Origin of the sequence: Aminobacter sp. MSH1, from assembly GCF_003071665.1 — a bacterium.
Classification (GTDB): domain Bacteria; phylum Pseudomonadota; class Alphaproteobacteria; order Rhizobiales; family Rhizobiaceae; genus Aminobacter; species Aminobacter niigataensis.
The window spans coordinates 3,697,375-3,717,357 of the sequence record NZ_CP026265.1 but is presented as its reverse complement, the minus strand read 5'-3'; the positions used below and the strand labels follow the sequence as shown (position 1 = coordinate 3,717,357).

The window sequence follows — 19,983 nt, the reverse complement described above, 5'->3', positions numbered from 1 at the left end:
GGCGAAGAAAAGCGAATGGTGGTCTCGCATTTCCTGAGATGGATCGACACCGCGAAGGTGGCCGAGCGCGCAGCCGCAGCAGCCGCCCTGGCCAATGCCTACGTCAATCGCGAACTGCCGTTCGAGGACCGATGCGCCGCAGAGGCGGCGCTGACGCTGTTGCTCGACGATCCCTCGTCGAAGGTGCGCCAGTCGCTGGCAGAGGCGCTGTCGATGAGCGCACACGCGCCGCTGCAGATCATCGCAGCCCTCGCATCCGATCAGCCTGACGTCGCAGCGCTGGTTCTGGCGCGCTCGCCGCTTTTGACCGACGCCGACCTCATCGACCGGGTCGCCTCAGGCTCGTGCGCCATCCAGAAACTCATCGCCCACCGGCCTGCTGTCTCCATGTCGCTCTCGGCGGCCATTGCTGAGGTGGGCGAGGCTGAGGCTTGCGTCACGCTGCTGCAGAATTATGGCGCCGATATCGCCTCGCTGAGCTTCCGTCGCATTGCCGAGCGCTTTGGTGGCGATGCGCGTGTGCGCGAGGCGTTGGTGGCCGATCAGCGGCTGCCTTCGGATTGCCGGCACCTGCTTCTTGTCAAACTCGGCGAAGCCCTGAAGACATCGCCCTTCGTCTTGGCCCTGATGGGTGCCGCACGCGCCGAACGCGTGACGCGCGATGCCTGCGTGAAAGCCTCGATGACGCTGATCGAAGGCACGCGTGCTCAAGAGCATGCGGCGCTTGTCGAACATCTGCGGCTCCGCGGTGATCTCACTGCAAGCTTCATCATCCGCATCCTCGCCCACGGCAAGGTCGACTTCTTCGGGGCAGCCCTGGTCGTGCTGACCGGCCGAGACGAGCCGAGGGTGAGGGCGTTGTTGTCTGCCGGGCAGGATGTGGCGTTGACGGCCTTGTTCCGCTCGGCCGGCCTTGCCGATGCGACGCATGCAATCATCCTGCGGGCGCTGAAGATCTGGCGCGGGGTTGCCAATGGGCGCCGCGTCGCCGGAGCACAGGAAGTCAGCTGGCTGATGCTTCGTGAACTGGGTGGCCAGAGCGCTGAAGGCGAACTGGCCGGACTGGTCAAGTCGATCCATCTCGAGGCCCTGCGCGAGAACGCCCGCGGCCACGCATTGGCGATCGCGGCGGCCTGATCCGCCGTTAGCCTCAGATGTCGAGCGCGTCCGCTGCAGCGAATTCAGCGCGGTCCTGGATGAAACGGAAGCGCAACTCCGGCTTGGTGCCCATCAGCGCATCGACCGCGCTCTTCGTCTCGTCGGCGTCGTCGAGGACCTCGATGCGCAGCAGCGTGCGCTTCTTGGGATCCATCGTCGTTTCCTTGAGCTGGCTCGCCATCATCTCGCCAAGGCCCTTGAAGCGGCCGATCTCGACCTTGCCGCGTCCGCTGAACTCGGTGCGCATCAGCTCTTCCTTGTGGGCGTCGTCGCGGGCATAGGCCACCTTGCCGCCCTGGCGGATCGAGTAGAGCGGCGGCACTGCCATGTAGAGGTGGCCGCCGCGGACGAGCTGGGGCATTTCCTGGTAGAAGAAGGTGATCAGCAGCGAAGCGATGTGGGCACCGTCGACGTCGGCGTCGGTCATGATGATGACGCGGTCGTAGCGCAGGTCTTCTTCGCGATACTTGGATCGCGTACCGCAGCCCAGCGCCTGGATCAGGTCGCCGATCAACTGGTTCGACGCCAGCTTGTCGTTGCCGGCGCTGGCGACGTTAAGGATCTTGCCGCGCAGCGGCAGGATCGCCTGCATCTTCCGGTCGCGCGCCTGCTTGGCCGAGCCACCTGCCGAGTCGCCCTCGACGATGAACAATTCGGCCCCTGCGGCGGCATTCTGCGTGCAGTCGGCCAGCTTGCCGGGCAGGCGCAGCTTGCGCACCGCGCTCTTGCGCGACACTTCCTTTTCCTGGCGCCGGCGCACGCGCTCGTCGGCGCGCGCAATGACCCAGTCGAGCAGCTTGGAGGCTTCCTGCGGGTTGTCGGCGAGCCAATGGTCGAATGGATCGCGGATCGCCGTCTCGACGATGCGCATGGCTTCGACCGTTGCCAGCTTGTCCTTGGTCTGGCCGACGAATTCGGGCTCGCGGATGAACACCGACAGCATGCCCGCAGCCGAGATCATCACGTCTTCGCTGGTGACGATCGCTGCACGCTTGTTGCCGACGAGGTCGGCATAGGCGCGCAGGCCGCGCGTCAGTACGTTGCGGAAGCCCATCTCGTGGGTGCCGCCATCGCCTGTCGGGATGGTGTTGCAGTAGGAATTGATGAAGCCGTCGCCGCCGAACCAGGTGACGGCCCATTCGATCGAGCCGTGACCGCTCTGCTTGTCGCTCTTGCCAGAGAAGATTTCGCGGGTCACCTGCATCTCGTCGCCGAGCGAGGCCTTGAGATAGTCACCGAGGCCGCCGGGGAAGTGGAAGACCGCCTTGGCCGGGGTCTCGTCCTTCTCCTTCAGCAGTGCCGGGTCGCAACTCCAGCGGATCTCGACGCCGCCGAACAGGTAGGCCTTCGACCGCGCCATCTTGTAGATGCGGGCCGGCAGGAAATGGGCGCCCTTGCCGAAGATGTCGGGGTCGGGATGGAAACGCACCTTGGTGCCGCGCCGATTGTGGACGTCGCCGAGGCTTTCGAGGCCGCCTTGCGGCACGCCGCGCGAAAAGCGCTGGCGATAGAGCTGGCGGCCGCGCGCCACCTCGACTTCGAGCAGGTCCGACAACGCGTTGACCACCGAAACGCCCACGCCATGCAGGCCGCCGGAGGTTTCATAGACCTTCGAGTCGAACTTGCCGCCGGCATGCAGCGTCGTCATGATGACTTCGAGCGCCGACTTGTTCTTGAACTTGGGATGCGGATCGACAGGGATGCCGCGGCCGTTGTCGGTGACGGTCAGAAAACCCTCTGCGTCGAGCTCCACTTCGATGAAGGTCGCATGGCCGGCCACCGCCTCGTCCATCGAGTTGTCGATGACTTCGGCAAAGAGATGGTGCAGCGCCTTCTCGTCGGTGCCGCCGATATACATGCCGGGGCGGCGGCGCACGGGCTCAAGGCCTTCGAGCACTTCGATATCGGCTGCACTATAGCCCTCGCTGCCATCCTTGGCGGCCGGGACCGGGCGCTTTGCCACCGCTGCCGCCTGCACCAGCGGGTCCGTCGGACGCGACACGGGGCGGGGCGGCTGCTTGTCGAGGCTGCCGAAAAGATCGTTGCTATCGTCCATGCTCAATACAGTTTTCCGATGCTGCGAATCAGTTTGCCAAGTGTGCCAGTTTTGCCGTCAGCGCAATAGAAGTTCCGGTTATGTTCGTGCGTCATGTTGTCAAACGCGACGGAACCGTGCAACTATTCGTAAACGCAAACCGAAATCGCCGGTTGATGAGTGGCGACGATCTGGCCTTAGGCGGTTGCTGGGCGACCGCTAAGTCCATAAGTGCTTCCCAATCAATCGGACAATCAACAAGGCGGGGGCCTCGTGCTTGACTTCGGTTCCCTTTTGCTCGCGACGGCTTTGTCCGGCGCCTGTCTGAGCGGGACGCTGCTCGCCATCTGGCTGACGGCGCGCCAAGCGCGTTTCGTCTTTACGATGGCGGCCGGAATACTACTTCTTGTCGTTCATGTCATCGGCTTTTGGCAATATGGCCGCAACGCCTCGCCGTGGCTTGGCCAACTGACCCTGACACTGCTGGTGGCCGGCTTCTTCGTCATCCTGTGCTCGACGGCTCAGTACCTTGATAAGGGTTGGCACAGGATCGCCGCGGCGCCCGTGCTCGCGGCGGTGGTGTTGATCACGGCCGTGACCGCCTCCGGCTACGACGGCTTGGGTTTCGTCCTCGCCTATTCCACCGTCACAGCCCTGCTGATCGTAGTCACAGTGATGTTTTGGGCTGCCGGGGCATATGACCGGCGTATCCTGGCCGCGGTCACCCTGCTCGCTGGCAGCGCCGCCGTCTCCTTCACGCTCTGTGCGTTGGTGCTGGTTCTGGACGGGCAGTGGTCTCTGGGGACCGTCCCCAAGAATTGGGCCGAAGACCTCAACACCGCCGTCGTCGTCGCCTGCATGACGGCACTGGGGGCGCTGACCATTTCGCTGCATCACCTGCGCACCCAGCGAGAATTGACCGTCCAGACGCTGACCGACCCTCTGACCGGCTTGTTGAATCGCAGGGCGTTGACGATATTCCATGGCGACACGCGGTTCGGATCGACGACGGCGCTGGCCATGTTCGACCTCGACCATTTCAAGCGCACCAACGACGTCTTCGGTCACGCTGCGGGCGATACGGTTCTGCAACGCTTCGCCGACGTTGTCAGGAATCATGCCCAGGACGGCGTCGAATGTTTTCGGCTGGGCGGTGAGGAGTTTGCCGTCATCATGTCAGGCGTCGCCCCTGATGAGGCGCACGGCATATTGCGGTCTATCGGAGGTTCCTTTGGCGCCGAGATCGTCGTCACCAGGCTCGGGCCACTGCGCAGCACCGTCAGCGTCGGCATCTGTTTCGGGGACGATGGCGCAATGACGCTCGATGAGATGCTGACCGCCGCCGACGCGGCGCTCTACGCCGCCAAGCGCGCCGGCCGAAACCGGGCAGTTACAGCCGATATGACGGGTGGCGCGACAACCTACGAGCCGGCACGGTTGTTTGCCTAGGCTCGGCTGCGCCATTAGGCACAGCCGTCGAGAAGCCGCCCGCAAAAGGATACGGCCGGACTAGGTGTCCGGCCGATTCGTCTGGTTTCAGATCCGCCTACTCGGCGGCGCCGAGATATTCCGACAGCGGCGGGCAGGCGCAGACCAGGTTGCGGTCGCCGGCCACGTTGTCGATGCGCGACACCGGCGGCCAGTACTTGGCCGCGGTGTCGGGATCCCCGCCGGGATAGGCCGCCTCGAGGCGCGAGTAGGGGTGCTTCCACTCGCCTGCCAGCGTTTCGGTCGCCGTGTGCGGCGCATTGGCCAGCGGATTGTCGTCCTTCGGCCACACGCCCTTTTCGACCTTGGCCGCCTCGGCAGCGATCGCGATCATCGCTTCGCAGAAACGATCGATCTCGTGCTTCGGCTCGGACTCGGTCGGTTCGACCATCAGCGTACCGGAGACCGGCCAGGACATGGTCGGTGCATGGAAGCCATAGTCGATCAGGCGCTTGGCGATGTCCTCGACGCTGATGCCTGCAGTCTCCTTGAGCACGCGGGTGTCGAGGATGCACTCATGCGCGACGCGACCGTTGCGGCCCTTGAACAGCACCGGATAGTACGGCTCGAGCTTGGTGGCGATGTAGTTGGCGTTGAGGATAGCCTGCTCCGTCGCCTGCTTCAGGCCCGAAGCGCCCATCATCCGGATGTACATCCAGGTGATCGGCAGGATCGAGGCGCTGCCGAACGGAGCCGCCGAAACCGCATGCGCGCTGCCCGCCTCGACATGGCCGGGCAGGAACGGCGCAAGATGCGACTTGACGCCGATCGGGCCGATGCCGGGGCCGCCGCCGCCATGCGGGATGCAGAAGGTCTTGTGCAGGTTCATGTGGCAGACGTCGGCGCCGATGTCGGCTGGACGCGAAAGTGCCACCATTGCGTTCAGGTTGGCGCCGTCGAAATAGACCTGTCCGCCATGCGCATGCACGATCTCGCAGATGTCGCGCGCACCTTCCTCGAACACGCCGTGCGTCGAGGGATAGGTGAACATCAGCGCCGCAAGCTTGTCGGCGTGCTGTTCGGCCTTGACCTTGAGATCGGTGACGTCGATGTCGCCGTCGTCGAGGCAGTGCACGACCACCACTTCCATGCCGGCCATGGCCGCACTTGCCGGGTTGGTGCCGTGCGCCGAAGACGGGATCAGGCAGATGTTGCGCTGGGTCTCACCACGCGAATGGTGATAGCGGCGGATCGACAGCAGGCCGGCATATTCGCCCTGGCTGCCGGCGTTCGGCTGCAGGCTGACGGCGTCGAAGCCGGTGATCTCACAGAGCCAGGCTTCGAGATCGTCGGTCATCGCGCGATAACCGAGCGAATGGCTGGTCGGCGCAAACGGGTGCAGGTTGGCGACCGACGGCCAGCTGACCGGCATCATCTCTGCCGCCGCATTGAGCTTCATGGTGCAGGAGCCGAGCGGGATCATGGCGCGGTCGAGCGCTAGATCCTTGTCGGCGAGCCTGCGCAGGAAGCGCATCATGTCGGTTTCCGAACGGTTTGCGTGGAATACCGGCTGGGTCAGGAACTCCTTGCCGCGCGGTTTTCCAGGCAGGGCGCGCTTGGCTTCCGCCGGTGCCTTGGCACCGAACAGCGCAGCAATCGCTTCGAGATCCGCGCCGGTGGAGGTTTCGTCGAAGGCGACCGAAACATGGTCGGCATCGATGACGCGCAGCAGACGGCCAACCTTCTCGCCTTCGGCAGCGATCGCTTCGGCCTTGCCCTTTGCCTCGACGGTGACGGTGTCGAAGCGCTTGTCGCCGAGCACGGTGACGCCGGCAGCCTTGAGGCCTTCGGCAAGACGGCTAGCCAGCGCGTGGATGTGCTCCGAGATCGCCTGCAGGCCGGACGGGCCGTGCCAGATGGCATAGGATGCCGCCATGTTCGCGAGCAGGGCCTGCGCCGTGCAGATGTTCGACGTCGCCTTGTCGCGGCGGATATGCTGCTCGCGGGTCTGGAGCGCCAGGCGATAGCCGGGGCGGCCCTTGCTGTCGACCGACTGGCCGACGAGGCGGCCCGGCATCAGGCGGGTCAGCTTGTCGGAGACGGCGCAATAGGCAGCGTGCGGGCCGCCGAAGCCCATCGGTACGCCAAAGCGCTGCATCGAACCGGTGGCGATGTCGGCGCCGAGGCTGGCAGGGGTATCGGTGACGGTCAGGCTGAGCGGGTCGGAAACGAAGATGACGATCGCGCCGACTGCCTTGGCCTTTTCGATCGCCGCCTTGTGGTTGCCATAGACACCATGGGTGTCGGGCCAGGAAACGATGAGGGCTGCCGTGTTGTCGTCGATGGTTTCGCCGTCGATCTCGGTGCCGAGCGGTTCGGCCCGAGTGCGGATGACGTCAAGGATCTGCGGGTGAGCGGCACCTGCGAGGGCGACGCGGCTGCGCTTGTCGCGGTGATGGCGAAGCGCGATGCCGACGGCCTCGGCCACGGCGGTGGCTTCATCGAGCAGCGATGCGGAAGCAACCGGCAGGCCGGTCAGTTCGGCAACCAGCGTCTGGAAGTGGAACAGCAGTTCCAGGCGGCCCTGGCTGATCTCAGCCTGGTAGGGCGTGTAGGCCGTGTACCAGGCCGGGTTTTCGAACAGGTTGCGCTGGATCACCGGCGGTACGTTGACGCCGTGATAGCCGGCGCCGATGAAGCTCTTCAGCACCTTGTTGCGGCCCATCTTCTCGCCGAGTTCGGCAAGCGCTTGATGTTCGCTCGCAGGTGCCGGCAGCGCCAGCGGCCGGTCCAGCCGGATCGACTTCGGAACCGCCTGCGAGATCAGCGTTTCCACCGAAGGCACGCCGATCGCGGCAAGCATGGCGCGGGTTTCGGTCGCGCCGGGCCCGATGTGACGGGCCGAAAAAGGATATGGTGCAGTGGTCATGTCAGGCAATCCTGTCAACCGATATGGGCTTTGTAGCCCGCTTCGTCCATCAGGCCCTCGAGCTGGCCCGTATTGGCGATCTTCATCTTCCAAAGCCAGCCGTCGCCGGTGGCTGCCGAATTGATCAGCGCCGGATCAGAGGAGAGCGCGGCATTGGAGTCGGTGATTTCGCCGTCGAGCGGCGCGTAGACGTCCGAGGCCGCCTTGACGGATTCGACGACGACGGCGACGTCGCCCTTGGCGAGCTTGCGGCCGGCTTCAGGCAGTTCGACGAAAACGAGGTCGCCAAGCTGTTCCTGGGCGTAGTCGGTGATGCCGACCGTTGCGATGTCGCCCTCAACGCGCAGCCACTCGTGGTCTTCAGTGTAATAGGTCTTGGTCATGGAAATTATCCTTTGCGATAGCGATGCTGCGTGAAGGGAAGGGAGTGGACGTCGACAGGCACCTTGGTGCCGCGAACATCGGCGAAGACACGAGTGCCGGCCTTGGCAAGCGGTGCCGAGACATAGCCCATGGCGACCGGGAACCCGGCCGAGGGACCGAAGCCGCCCGAGGTAACACGGCCGGCGGGATTGCCGTCGGCGTCGAAGAGTTGCGTGCCCGAACGCACCGGCTGGCGGCCTTCGGGCTTCAGCCCGACGCGCTTTTCCTTGGCGCCGTCGGCGAGAATTTTCGAAAGCGCTGCCGCTCCGATGAACTTGCCGTCGGTACGCAGGTCCTTGGGGATGGCCCACATCAGGCCGGCACTTGCCGGGTCGGTGTCGGGCGTGATGTCGTTGCCGTGCAGGCAGAGGCCGGCTTCGAGCCGCAGGCTGTCGCGGGCGGCAAGGCCGATCCACATGACACGTTCGTCGCCGAGCAGCTTGGCGAGCAGTTCGCGGGCGTCTGCTTCCGGCAGGCCGATCTCGAAACCGTCTTCGCCGGTATAGCCCGACCGGCTCATGAACCAGTTGGTGCGCGGTTCGAAGCCCTGCATGAAGAACAGGGCGTCGGTGGCGACGCCGGCACTTTCGAGCACGGCTGCCGCTTCCGGTCCCTGGATAGCGATGAAGACGCGATCCAGCGGCTCGATCTTGGCGTCGAAACTCTTGCCGACTTCGCGCAGATGCGCCTCGTCGGTGGCCGCGTTGCCAGCGTTGGCGACGACCATGAAACGGTCTTCGCCGAGCCTGGTGATGATGAGGTCGTCGACGATGCCTGCGGCTTCGGTGAGGAAGAAAGTATACTTGGATTGCTTGAACTCGAGTGCCTTGGCATCGAGAGGGCAAGCGCGGTTGATGAGGTCCGCCGCACCCGGTCCGCTGACCACAAACAGCTTCATGTGGGAGATGTCGAACAGGCCGACATGCTCGCGGGTGTGAAGGTGCTCCTTCATCACGCCGGCGGGGTAGGTGAGCGGCATGTTCCAGCCGGCAAAGGCGCCGAAGCGCGCACCAGCGGCGGAATGCAGGTCTTCGAGTGGCAATTGATTAGTATGGTCGCCCGTCATGTCTTCTCCAGAGTCGCACGTTGCCAGCCGCTTTTGGCAGCTATTCCGTGCCCCTCTGTCTGAAGCCTGAGAGACTCGCGCTCCGGATCTCTGTCGGCAGCGCTTACACCTTCGGCGCGGGATCCAGGTCCCGACTTTCCAGAGTGTCCTTCCTGTTTACGGTTCTTTTGCCTGAGAGATTTCGGGCGATTTCCCCTTCGGCGTCAGCTTTCGCTGCTCTCTCCCGCAAACAGGTGGAGCCCGCAAAGGCCCCAGACGACTCGTCAATATCCCAAGGCCGACACTTTGTCACCTATCGGCCAAGCCTTATTTGCAAAGTAGATAGTCCAGCCCAATACTTTCGGGTGGCAGTTTCCTATCCGCGGCAACCAGCGCCACTGCGTTCAGATGCCGCCGTACCAGTCGTAGCCGCGGTCTTCCCAATATCCGCCCTTGCCGAGGCCCATCGAATTGAGGCCGTCGACAAGTTCGATTCGGTGCACGTATTTCGGCATCTTGTAGCCGAGCTGGCGTTCGACCCGGACGCGCAGTGGCGCGCCGTTCTCGACCGGCAACGCTTTCCCGTTCATGCCATAGGAGAGAATCGTCTGGGGATGCCGTGCGTCGACCAGGTCGATCGAGCCGTAATATTTGACCTCGCCCGACAGGCTTCGCTCGATCGTGTCGAGGCAGTGGAAAACGACATAACGTGCTTCAGGCTTCACCACCGCCTGGTCCAGAACCAGCGCCATCGGCACGCCGGTCCATTTGGCGATGCAGCTCCAGCCTTCGACGCAGTCATGCCGGGTGATCTGGGTGCGCGAGGGCATCGCCATCAGTTGCTCCCGCGACAGCGACAGCGGCCTTTCGACGAGCCCGACAACCTCGAGCCGCCAGTCGGCGAACTGATTGGACAGCAGGCCCTTGTAGACATCGTCGTCGGGCGCCGTCACACCGTTCGGACGCTGCGGCTGGCGAATGTCCGCCTCGGAGAATTCCTGGGCAAGGGAGGCGTGGCCCGCGATCAGCCTTTGCGCGCGATAGGTCAGTCCATTGGCGCCTTCGAGCACATTGCGCACGCCGTTATCGCGGTCCTGCAGGAAGTCAAAGGCATCGCAGCCGGAAAGCGCTGCACTCGAAATTCCGAGGGATGCGGCGGTCAGGAAGCGTCGGCGGCTTATCTGAAACTTTGGCATCTCAGGCACTCCCTTTGTCGGAATTGCCGCGCTCGGATCGATCCGTACGGTACCACCCGGTGATGATCGAGCGCAGTTCGTTGATCGGGCCTGCAGCCAGGATCATCAGCATGTGGACAATGAAGAAGCCGACGAGCAGCGCCATCGCAACGAAGTGGATGGTGCGGGCTGTCTGGCGCCCGCCAAGCATGTCGGCGAGGAAAGGAATCGCCGCGTTCATGCTCGGCGACATGGCGAGGCCGGTCAGGATCATCAGCGGCAGCAGCACGAACAGCACGCCGCCATAGGCAAGTTTCTGCAGCGTGTTGTAGTCGCGGCTGTGGTGGAACTTCAGTCTGGCGTGGTCGGCAATGTCTCTGGGCAGGCGACGTATGTCGTCCGCGCGAGGCACAAGATCGCGGCGCAGGTGGCCGCTGAGCGCGCTGGCGACAAGCCAGGCCAGCAGCGTTGCCGACAGGACCCAGGCGAAGAAGAAATGCACCACGCGGCCGGTCGCGAGGTCCTGTCCGGACGGGATCGTCGCCCATGCCGGAAAGGCGCGGGCGTCCAGATTATCAATGGGGCCTGAAAGGCCAAGGATGCCGGTGGTGTTGAATCGTTTGCCGAGGAGTTCGGTGTAACCTATTGGTCCATTTGAGCTATAGTCGGAGCCAATGACCAGAACGTCGTTGTCGAACTGGAAGCCCGATTGCTTGCCGATGTAGAGCGCAGGATGGGCGTTGAAGATCTGCAGTCCACTGAGCAGCAGGAAGAACAGCGACAGCGCCCAGACCCAGTGGGTCAGCCGCGTCCAGCGCGTTTGCCGATAGACCAGTTCGCTCTCCGGGCGATTGGACGTCGGCAACGGGTGCCCGTCCGATTGCTGCACGATACGCGACTGGCTTTCCATCTGGCCTGACCTCCAATGGCGCACGCGGCCTTGGGCGGAAGCGCGCTGGTGTTGGTCAAACTACGCGTCCGGTCGGAGATAGGTTTCGGGGCCGCGATGATATTCGCGTGAGCCGGGCTCAGTTGGCCAAGGAGACCACCAGGTTGACCGCCGCGGCGACGATGATGGTGTTGAAGAAGAACGACAGGATCGAATGCAGCATCACGGCGCGGCGCATGTCCGTGGTGGAGATGTCGGTGTCGGCGGTCTGCGCGGTCATGCCGATGACAACGGCGAAGTAGAGAAAGTCCCAGCCGACCGGTCGGTCTGTTTCAGGAAAACCCAATCCACCTATGGGCTTACGTCCATGCGTTGATGCCGTGTCTGACTTGTCGTCACCCTTCCAGAACAGGTGAGCATAGTGCAACGCAGCCATGGCGTGGATGGTGAACCACCCGAAAGGCAGCGAAAGCAGCGAGAAGACCAAGGCAATCGGATTGGTCGCTTCCTTGGCGTTGATCAGCATGAACAGCGAGCCGACCGCCACCGCCACGATGCCGATGGTGACCAGGAAGATGATGCCCACCGGCTCGTCCGCGTCCTGGGCGCGGTGGCTGAGATAGGCGGCATCCAGTGCCGGCATTTGCCGCAGGATCAGCGCGATGTAGGCGACGAAGAAGATGTTTGCGCCGATGGCGAAGGCCAATGGCTGGCCGAACAACAGTGCGCCAGCCAAAGCAGCGACGCCTAGGGCAGCGCTGATCAGGAACACGACATGGCGCTTGAATGGCTTCATGACGGCGGAGCCGCCTTCAGCGCCCGTCGCGCCATCTGGTCCAGGGCTCCAAGGAAACGTGAACGGTCCTGCGGCGCAAAGGATGCGTTGTAGCCCTTGCTTTCGCCGGTCTCGCGCAGATGCTGCTTGAGGTCGCGCATGGCAACCGCCATGCCGATGGTCTCCGGAGTAAAGGGCTTGCCCGTCGGACCCAGCACATGGGCACCCAAGGCTACCGCCCTGGCGGCCAGCGGGATGTCGGCGGTGACGACGATGTCGTTGGCATGGGTATTGTCGACGATCCAGTCGTCGGCAGCATCCGCGCCTTTGGACACCACCACGTTGCGGATCATCGGATCGCGCGACGGCCTGAGGCCGCCGTTGGAGACGAAGGTGACGATGAGATCGAGGCGTTCGGCGACCTTCACCACCTCGTCCTTGACCGGGCAGGCGTCGGCATCGACGTAGATGATAGGCTTGCTGTCCATCGCACCACCTTGCATGCGCAAGGCTCAGGCAGGCAAGGGCCGGAGCATGTCGATATGGGGGATATCATCTTCCAGATATTCCTCCGAGACGGTCTCGAAGCCGAAGGACGCGTAGAACCTCTGGAGGTGGCTCTGCGCCGAAAGCGCGATCGGGCGCCCGGGAAACAGCCGCCCACAGGCGGCGATGGACTCGCGTATCAACATGCCGCCCAATTGCTTGCCGCGATGGTCGGGCGAAACCACGACCCGGCCGATATAGGCCGGGCCGTCGCTGTTGGTGGGGGCGATGATCCGCGTGCTTGCCAGCAATTCCTTGCCGGCAAGCAGCCTGAGGTGCAGTGCCTCGGGGTCCTTGCCGTCCAGTTCGGGAAACGCGCATTTCTGCTCGACGACGAAGACGTCGATGCGCATTTTCAGCATCGCATAGAGGTCGCGCGGAGACAGGTCGTCCAAGCCTCTGACGTCGACCTCGTATGCGACACCGCTCATCAATAAACCACGACGCTTCGGATGCTCTCGCCGGCATGCATCAGATCAAAACCCTTGTTGATGTCTTCGAGCTTGAGCGTATGCGTGATCATCGGATCGATCTGGATCTTGCCCTCCATGTACCACTCGACGATCTTCGGCACGTCGGTGCGGCCGCGCGCGCCGCCGAAGGCGGTGCCCTTCCAGGTCCGGCCGGTGACCAGCTGGAACGGCCGCGTCGCGATCTCCTGGCCGGCACCGGCGACGCCGATGACGATCGATTCGCCCCAGCCGCGATGTGATGCCTCCAGCGCCTGGCGCATCACCTTGACGTTGCCGGTGCAGTCGAAGGTGTAGTCGGCGCCGCCGATCTGGTCGGCACCGCGCTTGGTCATGTTGACGAGGTAGGGAACGATGTCGCCCTCGACCTCCTTCGGATTGACGAAATGCGTCATGCCGAACTTTTCGCCCCAGGCCTTGCGCTCATTGTTGAGGTCGACGCCGATGATCATGTCGGCACCCGCCAGGCGCAGACCCTGCAGCACGTTGAGGCCGATGCCGCCGAGGCCGAAGACGATGGCCGTCGAGCCGATCTCGACCTTGGCGGTGTTGATGACCGCACCGATGCCGGTCGTCACGCCGCAGCCGATGTAGCAGATCTTGTCGAACGGCGCGTCGGGGTTGACCTTGGCCAGCGCGATCTCGGGCAGCACGGTGAAGTTCGAAAAGGTCGAACAGCCCATGTAGTGGAAGATCTTGTCCTTGCCGATCGAGAAGCGCGACGAACCGTCCGGCATTAGGCCTTGGCCCTGGGTCGAGCGGATCGCGGTGCACAGATTGGTTTTCCGCGACAGGCACGACGGGCACGAGCGGCATTCGGGCGTGTAGAGCGGAATGACGTGGTCGCCCTTCTTGAGCGAGGTGACACCCTTGCCGACATCGACGACGACACCCGCTCCCTCATGGCCGAGGATCGCCGGGAAGATGCCTTCCGGATCGGCGCCCGACAGCGTGAACTCGTCGGTGTGGCAGATGCCGGTCGCCTTGATCTCGACCAGTACCTCGCCCTCGCGCGGCCCTTCGAGGTCCACCTCCATGATTTCGAGCGGCTTTCCGGCTCCGACGGCGACTGCGGCGCGGGTTTTCATGGCGATGTTCCTTCATGTAATTTCGGGGGCAAAAATCCGGCGGCAGGGTTTCAGGTTTTGGCCGGGCGATCAACCGGGAAGGTGACGCCGAACCGTGCTAAAGCGGCGTTCGGCATCGTCCTCCACAAGGCGTTTCCGGCGTGACCCCATGCGGGATGGACACGATGACGCCCCTGGCCGAACATGCCGGCTGAAATCTTCCTTGCAAGGCAAACGATTCGATGTCGAGTGAACGGCTCCCGCGCGATCCCCTGAAGCGTGAAGCGTTAAAAGCGGAAGCAAAGCCAGAGGCTTCCGCAAGGACGTTCATTCACCTGCGCGTTCATTCCGCCTATTCTCTGCTTGAAGGCGCGTTGCCGCTCGGCAAGGTCGTCGGACATGCCGTGAAGGATGCCGCGCCGGCAATCGCGGTGGCCGACAGCAACAACCTGTTCGGCGCGCTGGAATTCGCCCAGAAGGCGACCAAGGACGGCGTGCAGCCTCTGGTTGGCTGCCAGGTCGACGTCGACTTCGCCGAGACTGCCGATTCCGGCCAGCGCGGACCCGTGTTCAAGCAGGCGCTCGATCTTCTCCCGATCGTACTGATCGCCGCCACCGAGGCAGGTTATGCCAACCTCGTGCGGCTTGTCAGCCGACTCTATCTCGAAACGCCCAATGGCGAACCGGTGCATGCCAAGCTCGACTGGGTCAGCGGGCTGGCGGACGGCATCATCTGTCTGACCGGCGGGCCGCGGGGGCCGATCGGCACGGCGATCAGGAGCGATCACCAGGTCCTCGCCGAAGCCCGGCTTCTGGGCTTACAGGCAATGTTCGGCGACCGGCTTTATGTCGAGCTGGAACGCGTGGCCGGCTACGATCGGGGTGTAGAGGCAGCGACCATCGAGCTGGCCTACCGTCACCGCCTGCCGCTGGTGGCGACAAACGAGGCCTTCTTCCCGACCCGCGCCGACTATGAGGCGCACGACGCGCTGATCGCCATCGCCGAGGGTTCGGTGGTTGCCGAAGACAACAGGCGCAGGCTGACCCCTGACAATTTCCTCAAGTCCCAGAAGGAGATGTCGGAGCTTTTTGCCGATCTGCCCGAAGCGATCGACAATACGGTCGAGATTGCCCGGCGCTGCTCGTATTATCCCAAGAATCGCAATCCGATCCTGCCGCGCTTCACCGGGGGCGACATTGCCGACGCCGACGCCGCCGTTGCAGCCGAAGCGGCCGAACTGACCCGGCAGGCCCATGACGGCCTTGCCATGCGGCTTGAAACGCGCGGCCTGGCCGAGGGCTATACGCCGGAGCAGTACAAGGAACGCCTGGAATACGAGCTCGGCATCATCGAGCGCATGAAATTCCCCGGCTACTTCCTGATCGTTGCGGACTTCATCAAGTGGGCGAAGGTGCAGGGCATTCCGGTCGGCCCGGGCCGCGGCTCGGGCGCGGGTTCGCTCGTCGCCTATGCGCTCACCATCACCGACGTCGATCCGCTGCGTTTTTCGCTGCTGTTCGAGCGCTTCCTCAACCCCGACCGCGTCTCGATGCCCGACTTCGACATCGACTTCTGCCAGGACCGGCGCGAAGAGGTCATCCGCTATGTCCAGGCCAAATACGGCCGCGACCAGGTTGGCCAGATCATCACCTTCGGAACGCTGCAGGCGCGCGCCGTGCTGCGCGACGTCGGACGGGTGCTGCAGATGCCCTACGGCCAGGTCGACAAGCTGTGCAAGATGGTGCCGCAGAACCCGGCCAACCCGGTGACGCTCGGCCAGGCCATCGAGGGCGAGCCGCGCTTTGCCGAAGAGGCCGAGCGCGAACCGATCGTCCAGACGCTGCTCGACATGGCGCAGAAGCTGGAAGGGCTCTACCGCCACGCCTCGACGCACGCCGCCGGCATCGTCATCGGCGACCGCCCGCTGTCCGAACTGGTGCCGATGTACCGCGACCCGCGTTCGGACATGCCGGTCACCCAGTTCAACATGAAGTATGTCGAGCAGGCCGGCCTGGTGAAGTTCGACTTCCTCGGCCTGAAGACGCTGACGGTGTTGCAGAAGGCGCTGCAGTTCATCAGCCGGCGCGGCGTCGACATCGACCTGGCGCTCATCCCGCTCGACGATCCGCTGACCTATGCCATGCTGTCGCGCGGCGAGACAGTCGGCATCTTCCAGGTTGAAAGTGCGGGCATGCGCAAGGCGCTGATCGGCATGAAGCCCGACCGCGTCGAGGACATCATCGCGCTGGTGGCGCTCTATCGCCCGGGCCCGATGGAGAACATCCCGACCTACAACGCCCGCAAGCACGGCGATGAGGAGATTGCCTCGATCCATCCGATGATCGACCATCTCGTGAAGGAGACCCAAGGGGTCATCGTCTACCAGGAACAGGTGATGCAGATCGCCCAGGAGCTGTCGGGCTATTCGCTCGGTGAAGCCGATCTTCTCCGCCGCGCCATGGGCAAGAAGATCCGCGCCGAGATGGACAAGCAGCGCGAGCGTTTCGTCACCGGTTCGATGGAAAAGGGCGTCTCCAAGCCCCAATCCAATGCCATCTTCGATCTGCTTGCCAAGTTTGCCGACTACGGCTTCAACAAGTCGCACGCCGCAGCCTACGCCATTGTTTCCTACCAGACGGCGTATCTGAAGGCGCACTATCCGGTCGAGTTCCTCGCGGCCTCCATGACCTACGATATGTCGAACACCGACAAGCTCAACGACTTCCGCCAGGACGCCATGCGCCTCGGCATCGATGTCGTGCCGCCGTCCGTCATGACCAGTTTCCGCGACTTCGAGGTCGGCGAAAAGAAGATCTTCTACTCGCTCGCCGCCATCAAGGGCGTCGGCGAAGCGGCGGTCCAGCATATCGTTGCCAAGCGGATGGAAAAGCCCTTCGCCAGCCTCGCCGATTTCTGCGAGCGCATCGATCCGAAGACCGTCGGCAAGCGTGTTTTCGAAAGCCTGATCATGGCCGGTGCGTTCGATTGCTTCGGCCACGATCGCGCGGCCTTGATGGCCGGTATAGAACGCATGATGGGCCTCGCCTCGCTGGCGCACGAAAACGCCACGCTTGGCCAATCGGATATTTTCGGCAGCGCCTTTTCGGGTCAGGCGCCCGTGCTGCACCTGCCGCAGGCCGATGCATGGTTGCCGGCCGACCGTTTGCACCGAGAGTTCCAGGTCGTTGGTTTCTATCTCTCGGCGCATCCGCTCGACGAATACAAATCGGCGCTCGAAAAGATGCGCGTGCAGAACTGGACCGATTTCGCCGCAGCGGTGAAGCGTGGCGCCACAGCCGGCCGGCTTGCCGGCACGGTAACGACCAAGCAGGAGCGCAAGACCAAGACCGGCAACAAGATGGGCGTCGTCCAGTTCTCCGACGTCTCCGGCCAATACGAATCCGTGCTGTTTTCGGAGGCGCTGGCGCAGTACCGCGACCTGCTCGAACCGGGCAAGTCGGTGGTCATCACCGTTGCCGCCGAGGATCGGCCCGAGGGCGTCAACCTTCGCATCCAGACTGTGCAGTCGCTGGAAGATGAGGCCAGCCGCGTGCAGAAGACATTGCGCATCTTCGTGCGCGACGCAGCACCGCTGAATATGCTCTCCAATCAACTCACGACCCGCGGCGAAGGCGAGGTCAGTTTCATCGTGCTGAAAGGCGAGGCCCAGGGCGAGATCGAGATCGAACTGCCCAACCGCTACCGCATCACGCCTTCGATCGCATCGGCCATGCGGGCGGTGCCTGGCGTGGTCGAGGTCGAACTGGTCTAGGTCACGCCTGCTGCCTACTGGTGCGCAAGATTGTAGCGCGTTGCGGCGAACAATCCCTGCTGGTATTTTAGGCGCCTCTCACCTGCAGCGCGTGCTGCTTCGTGGGGTGCGCAAACCTGCCTGTACACTTTGAACGATTGTATCGGTGAATGCACCAGTCACTTGAGGCTTCGTCATGGACGAGAAGGCCGCCGCATCACAGCTTATGCAGATGGTGAATGGGTACCAGGTGTCCCAGGCGATCTGCGTTGCGGCGACGCTCGGCATCGCCGACCACCTTACGAACGGGCCGCGAACAAGCGACGATCTCGCCGCAGCCGCCTCTGCACATCCACAGTCCCTCTACCGGCTCTTGCGCGCACTGGCCTCCGTTGGCGTGCTGCATGAAGGCGACGCACGCCAGTTTTCACTGACCAGTCTTGGAGCGGGCCTGCGTTCCGATGTCGAGCATTCCGTCGCGCCTTGGGCGCGCATGGTCGGGCGATCCTACTACCGCGATGCGTGGAGCGAACTCCTGCACAGCGTGCGCACCGGCGAAAATGCCTTCGCCCATGCCCATGGGACAGGCGTCTGGCAGTATCGCATCGACCATCCCGAGGAATCCCTGATCTTCGACCGGGCGATGTCTTCCTTCGTGCCCGCTGTCGCTGCGGCCGTCCTTGCGGCATATGATTTCGAGAGGTTCGAGGTTGTGATGGATGTCGGCGGCGGGCAGGGCGCGCTGCTTGCCGCCATACTGTCACGCAACCCATTGCAGCGTGGAATCCTGTTCGACCAACCACAGGTGGTGGAAGGCGCGGGAGCTGTGCTGCAGGCAGCGTCCGTGGCCGAACGCTGCCAGGTGGTCGGCGGCGACTTTTTCCTCGCAGTGCCCGAGGGGGCGGACGCCCATGTGATGAAATGGATCCTGCACGATTGGGACGACGAACGCTCGATTGCCATCCTGAAATGCTGCCGCAGAGCGATCCGGCCTGACGGCAAGCTGCTCGTGCTGGACGCGGTGCTGGCCCCGCCAAATGAAGGTGCGAGGGCCAAGTTCGCAGATCTCAACATGCTGGCCGTGCCCGGCGGACAGGAGCGAACCAGGGTCGAGTTCGCAAGTCTCTTCACCGCCTCTGGTTTCCGTTTGACGAATGTCTTCGACGCCGGCCCACGCATCAGCCTCATCGAGGGTGAACCCGTCTAATATCCCTGTCTAACTTGAAGGTCGCCCGGGGCGAGTAACTTCGCTTGACTTCAACGCCCGATGAATAGAGCCTGCTGCCAGCGGAAACGAGGCTAGCGGTCAAGATGAAGACCCTGTTGCGAGGTGTCTGCGCTACGGCTGTGCTTGTGGGAGGCATTCTCCAGGCACATGCAGCCGATCTCGTCGTGGCAATGCCGAATTGGCCTTCCGGACAGGCGGCTGCGAATATCATCAAGGCAGCGCTGGAGAAATCGCTCGGTCTCGAGGTCGACGTCGCCGAGATGGGGACGTTGATCGCGTTCTCCGGAATGGATGCGGGCACGGTCGATGTCTACCCGGAAGTCTGGCGCCCGAATTTCGATCCCTTGATCCAGAAATACGCCACCGACCGCGGCACCATCCATCTCAGCAGCCACGATGTATCGGCGACGCAGGGTTTGTGCGTCACGCAGAAGACCTATGACGAGCATGGCGTACGCGACGTTGTGGATCTGAAGGACCCTGCCAAGTCCAGGCTCTTCGATACCGACGGCGACGGCAAGGGCGAGATGTGGATCGGCGCGCGCGGCTGGCTGTCGACCGATGTCGAACGCATCCGTGCCAAGAGCTACGGCTATGCCGAAACCATGACGCTGCTGGAAATGCCAGAAGAAGTCGGCATGTCGGCGGTTGATGCGGCTGTCGCGACCGACAAGCCGATCGTCTTCTATTGCTACAGTCCACACCATGTCTTTCAGCTTCACCAGATCAAGCAGCTGAGCGAGCCGGCATTCGATCCAGCGAAATGGAAGGTGGTGTTGCAGGCCGACGATCCGCTCTGGCTGTCGAAGTCGGACGCGCCGGTGGCCTGGAAGCCGTCGAGCTTCAGCCTGGCTTATGCTTCCTCGCTGTCCAAGCGCATGCCTGCGGTGGCCAGGTTCCTCGACAAGGTCGATTTCAACGCCGACGAAGTGACTGCCATGGGCTACGCGCTGGAAGTTGAGCGGCAGGATCCGGCGAAGTTTGCCGAGCAATGGGTGGCGACCCACGAAGAACGCGTCAAGGGATGGCTGCAGTGATGCCGGTCGAAACCTAAACAAGGGTG

General features: G+C 63.4%; 15 protein-coding genes and 1 riboswitch. Of the genes, 5 read left to right on the top strand and 10 right to left on the bottom strand.

Annotated elements, in window-relative coordinates:
- The first annotated feature begins 15 nt into the window (after positions 1 to 15).
- Positions 16 to 1,137 carry a DUF2336 domain-containing protein gene (locus CO731_RS18370; protein WP_108608255.1) on the top strand — a complete coding sequence of 374 codons (1,122 nt, stop codon included), beginning with the start codon at positions 16 to 18 and terminating at the stop codon, positions 1,135 to 1,137.
- Between the two features lie 13 nt (positions 1,138 to 1,150).
- Here CO731_RS18370 and parE read toward each other — a convergent pair whose 3' ends face one another.
- Positions 1,151 to 3,214: a DNA topoisomerase IV subunit B gene (parE, locus tag CO731_RS18365; RefSeq protein WP_108608254.1), complete on the bottom strand. Its 2,064-nt coding sequence runs from the start codon at positions 3,212 to 3,214 to the stop codon at positions 1,151 to 1,153.
- A gap of 252 nt (positions 3,215 to 3,466) precedes the next feature.
- Here parE and CO731_RS18360 point away from each other — a divergent pair, with 252 nt between their 5' ends.
- A complete protein-coding gene (locus tag CO731_RS18360) occupies positions 3,467 to 4,642 on the top strand; it encodes a GGDEF domain-containing protein (RefSeq protein ID WP_108608253.1) in 1,176 nt (391 codons plus the stop codon).
- 97 nt (positions 4,643 to 4,739) lie between these two features.
- On the opposite strand, the gene gcvP is transcribed toward CO731_RS18360, so the two are convergent.
- The 9 genes from gcvP to CO731_RS18315 all read right to left on the bottom strand — a co-directional run bounded on the left by gcvP (position 4,740) and on the right by CO731_RS18315 (position 13,961).
- Entirely contained in the window at positions 4,740 to 7,550 is a 2,811-nt protein-coding gene (gcvP, locus tag CO731_RS18355; protein ID WP_108608252.1) for an aminomethyl-transferring glycine dehydrogenase, read from the bottom strand.
- A 14-nt stretch (positions 7,551 to 7,564) separates the two neighbouring features.
- Positions 7,565 to 7,933 carry a glycine cleavage system protein GcvH gene (gene gcvH / locus CO731_RS18350; RefSeq protein WP_108608251.1) on the bottom strand — a complete coding sequence of 123 codons (369 nt, stop codon included), beginning with the start codon at positions 7,931 to 7,933 and terminating at the stop codon, positions 7,565 to 7,567.
- Positions 7,934 to 7,938: 5 nt separating this feature from the next.
- Entirely contained in the window at positions 7,939 to 9,039 is a 1,101-nt protein-coding gene (gcvT, locus tag CO731_RS18345; RefSeq protein ID WP_108608250.1) for a glycine cleavage system aminomethyltransferase GcvT, read from the bottom strand.
- 149 nt (positions 9,040 to 9,188) lie between these two features.
- Positions 9,189 to 9,275, bottom strand: a riboswitch (glycine riboswitch).
- Positions 9,276 to 9,422: 147 nt separating this feature from the next.
- Entirely contained in the window at positions 9,423 to 10,214 is a 792-nt protein-coding gene (locus CO731_RS18340; protein WP_108608249.1) for a molybdopterin-binding protein, read from the bottom strand.
- Between the two features lies 1 nt (position 10,215).
- Positions 10,216 to 11,103 carry a cytochrome b/b6 domain-containing protein gene (locus CO731_RS18335; RefSeq protein WP_108608248.1) on the bottom strand — a complete coding sequence of 296 codons (888 nt, stop codon included), beginning with the start codon at positions 11,101 to 11,103 and terminating at the stop codon, positions 10,216 to 10,218.
- A 118-nt stretch (positions 11,104 to 11,221) separates the two neighbouring features.
- A complete protein-coding gene (locus CO731_RS18330) occupies positions 11,222 to 11,878 on the bottom strand; it encodes a DUF1345 domain-containing protein (protein ID WP_108608247.1) in 657 nt (218 codons plus the stop codon).
- A complete protein-coding gene (locus tag CO731_RS18325) occupies positions 11,875 to 12,345 on the bottom strand; it encodes a YaiI/YqxD family protein (protein ID WP_108608246.1) in 471 nt (156 codons plus the stop codon). Before CO731_RS18325 ends, CO731_RS18330 begins: the two co-directional genes overlap by 4 nt.
- A 24-nt stretch (positions 12,346 to 12,369) precedes the next feature.
- Positions 12,370 to 12,834, bottom strand: a complete 465-nt coding sequence (locus tag CO731_RS18320; RefSeq protein ID WP_108608245.1) for a GNAT family N-acetyltransferase — start codon at positions 12,832 to 12,834, stop codon at positions 12,370 to 12,372.
- Positions 12,834 to 13,961, bottom strand: a complete 1,128-nt coding sequence (locus tag CO731_RS18315; RefSeq protein WP_108608244.1) for an S-(hydroxymethyl)glutathione dehydrogenase/class III alcohol dehydrogenase — start codon at positions 13,959 to 13,961, stop codon at positions 12,834 to 12,836. Before CO731_RS18315 ends, CO731_RS18320 begins: the two co-directional genes overlap by 1 nt.
- A gap of 221 nt (positions 13,962 to 14,182) precedes the next feature.
- Here CO731_RS18315 and dnaE point away from each other — a divergent pair, with 221 nt between their 5' ends.
- From dnaE to CO731_RS18300, 3 genes are all read left to right on the top strand, one after another.
- On the top strand, positions 14,183 to 17,713 hold the full coding sequence (gene dnaE / locus CO731_RS18310) for a DNA polymerase III subunit alpha (RefSeq protein WP_108608243.1): 3,531 nt from the start codon (positions 14,183 to 14,185) through the stop codon (positions 17,711 to 17,713).
- Positions 17,714 to 17,888: 175 nt separating this feature from the next.
- The gene (locus tag CO731_RS18305; RefSeq protein ID WP_108608242.1) at positions 17,889 to 18,899 is read left to right on the top strand and encodes a methyltransferase; all 1,011 of its coding nucleotides are present in this window, start codon (positions 17,889 to 17,891) and stop codon (positions 18,897 to 18,899) included.
- Positions 18,900 to 19,003: 104 nt separating this feature from the next.
- Entirely contained in the window at positions 19,004 to 19,957 is a 954-nt protein-coding gene (locus tag CO731_RS18300; RefSeq protein ID WP_108608241.1) for a glycine betaine ABC transporter substrate-binding protein, read from the top strand.
- Positions 19,958 to 19,983 lie beyond the last annotated feature (26 nt).

What these genes read in the sequence shown, in the direction of transcription:
- CO731_RS18370 (WP_108608255.1), top strand. Translation starts at nt 16, where the DNA reads ATGGTGGTCTCGCATTTCCTGAGATGGATCGACACCGCGAAGGTGGCC.
- parE (WP_108608254.1), bottom strand. Translation starts at nt 3,214, where the DNA reads ATGGACGATAGCAACGATCTTTTCGGCAGCCTCGACAAGCAGCCGCCC.
- gcvP (WP_108608252.1), bottom strand. Translation starts at nt 7,550, where the DNA reads ATGACCACTGCACCATATCCTTTTTCGGCCCGTCACATCGGGCCCGGC.
- gcvH (WP_108608251.1), bottom strand. Translation starts at nt 7,933, where the DNA reads ATGACCAAGACCTATTACACTGAAGACCACGAGTGGCTGCGCGTTGAG.
- gcvT (WP_108608250.1), bottom strand. Translation starts at nt 9,039, where the DNA reads ATGACGGGCGACCATACTAATCAATTGCCACTCGAAGACCTGCATTCC.
- CO731_RS18340 (WP_108608249.1), bottom strand. Translation starts at nt 10,214, where the DNA reads ATGCCAAAGTTTCAGATAAGCCGCCGACGCTTCCTGACCGCCGCATCC.
- CO731_RS18335 (WP_108608248.1), bottom strand. Translation starts at nt 11,103, where the DNA reads ATGGAAAGCCAGTCGCGTATCGTGCAGCAATCGGACGGGCACCCGTTG.
- CO731_RS18330 (WP_108608247.1), bottom strand. Translation starts at nt 11,878, where the DNA reads ATGAAGCCATTCAAGCGCCATGTCGTGTTCCTGATCAGCGCTGCCCTA.
- CO731_RS18325 (WP_108608246.1), bottom strand. Translation starts at nt 12,345, where the DNA reads ATGGACAGCAAGCCTATCATCTACGTCGATGCCGACGCCTGCCCGGTC.
- CO731_RS18320 (WP_108608245.1), bottom strand. Translation starts at nt 12,834, where the DNA reads ATGAGCGGTGTCGCATACGAGGTCGACGTCAGAGGCTTGGACGACCTG.
- CO731_RS18315 (WP_108608244.1), bottom strand. Translation starts at nt 13,961, where the DNA reads ATGAAAACCCGCGCCGCAGTCGCCGTCGGAGCCGGAAAGCCGCTCGAA.
- dnaE (WP_108608243.1), top strand. Translation starts at nt 14,183, where the DNA reads ATGTCGAGTGAACGGCTCCCGCGCGATCCCCTGAAGCGTGAAGCGTTA.
- CO731_RS18305 (WP_108608242.1), top strand. Translation starts at nt 17,889, where the DNA reads ATGGACGAGAAGGCCGCCGCATCACAGCTTATGCAGATGGTGAATGGG.
- CO731_RS18300 (WP_108608241.1), top strand. Translation starts at nt 19,004, where the DNA reads ATGAAGACCCTGTTGCGAGGTGTCTGCGCTACGGCTGTGCTTGTGGGA.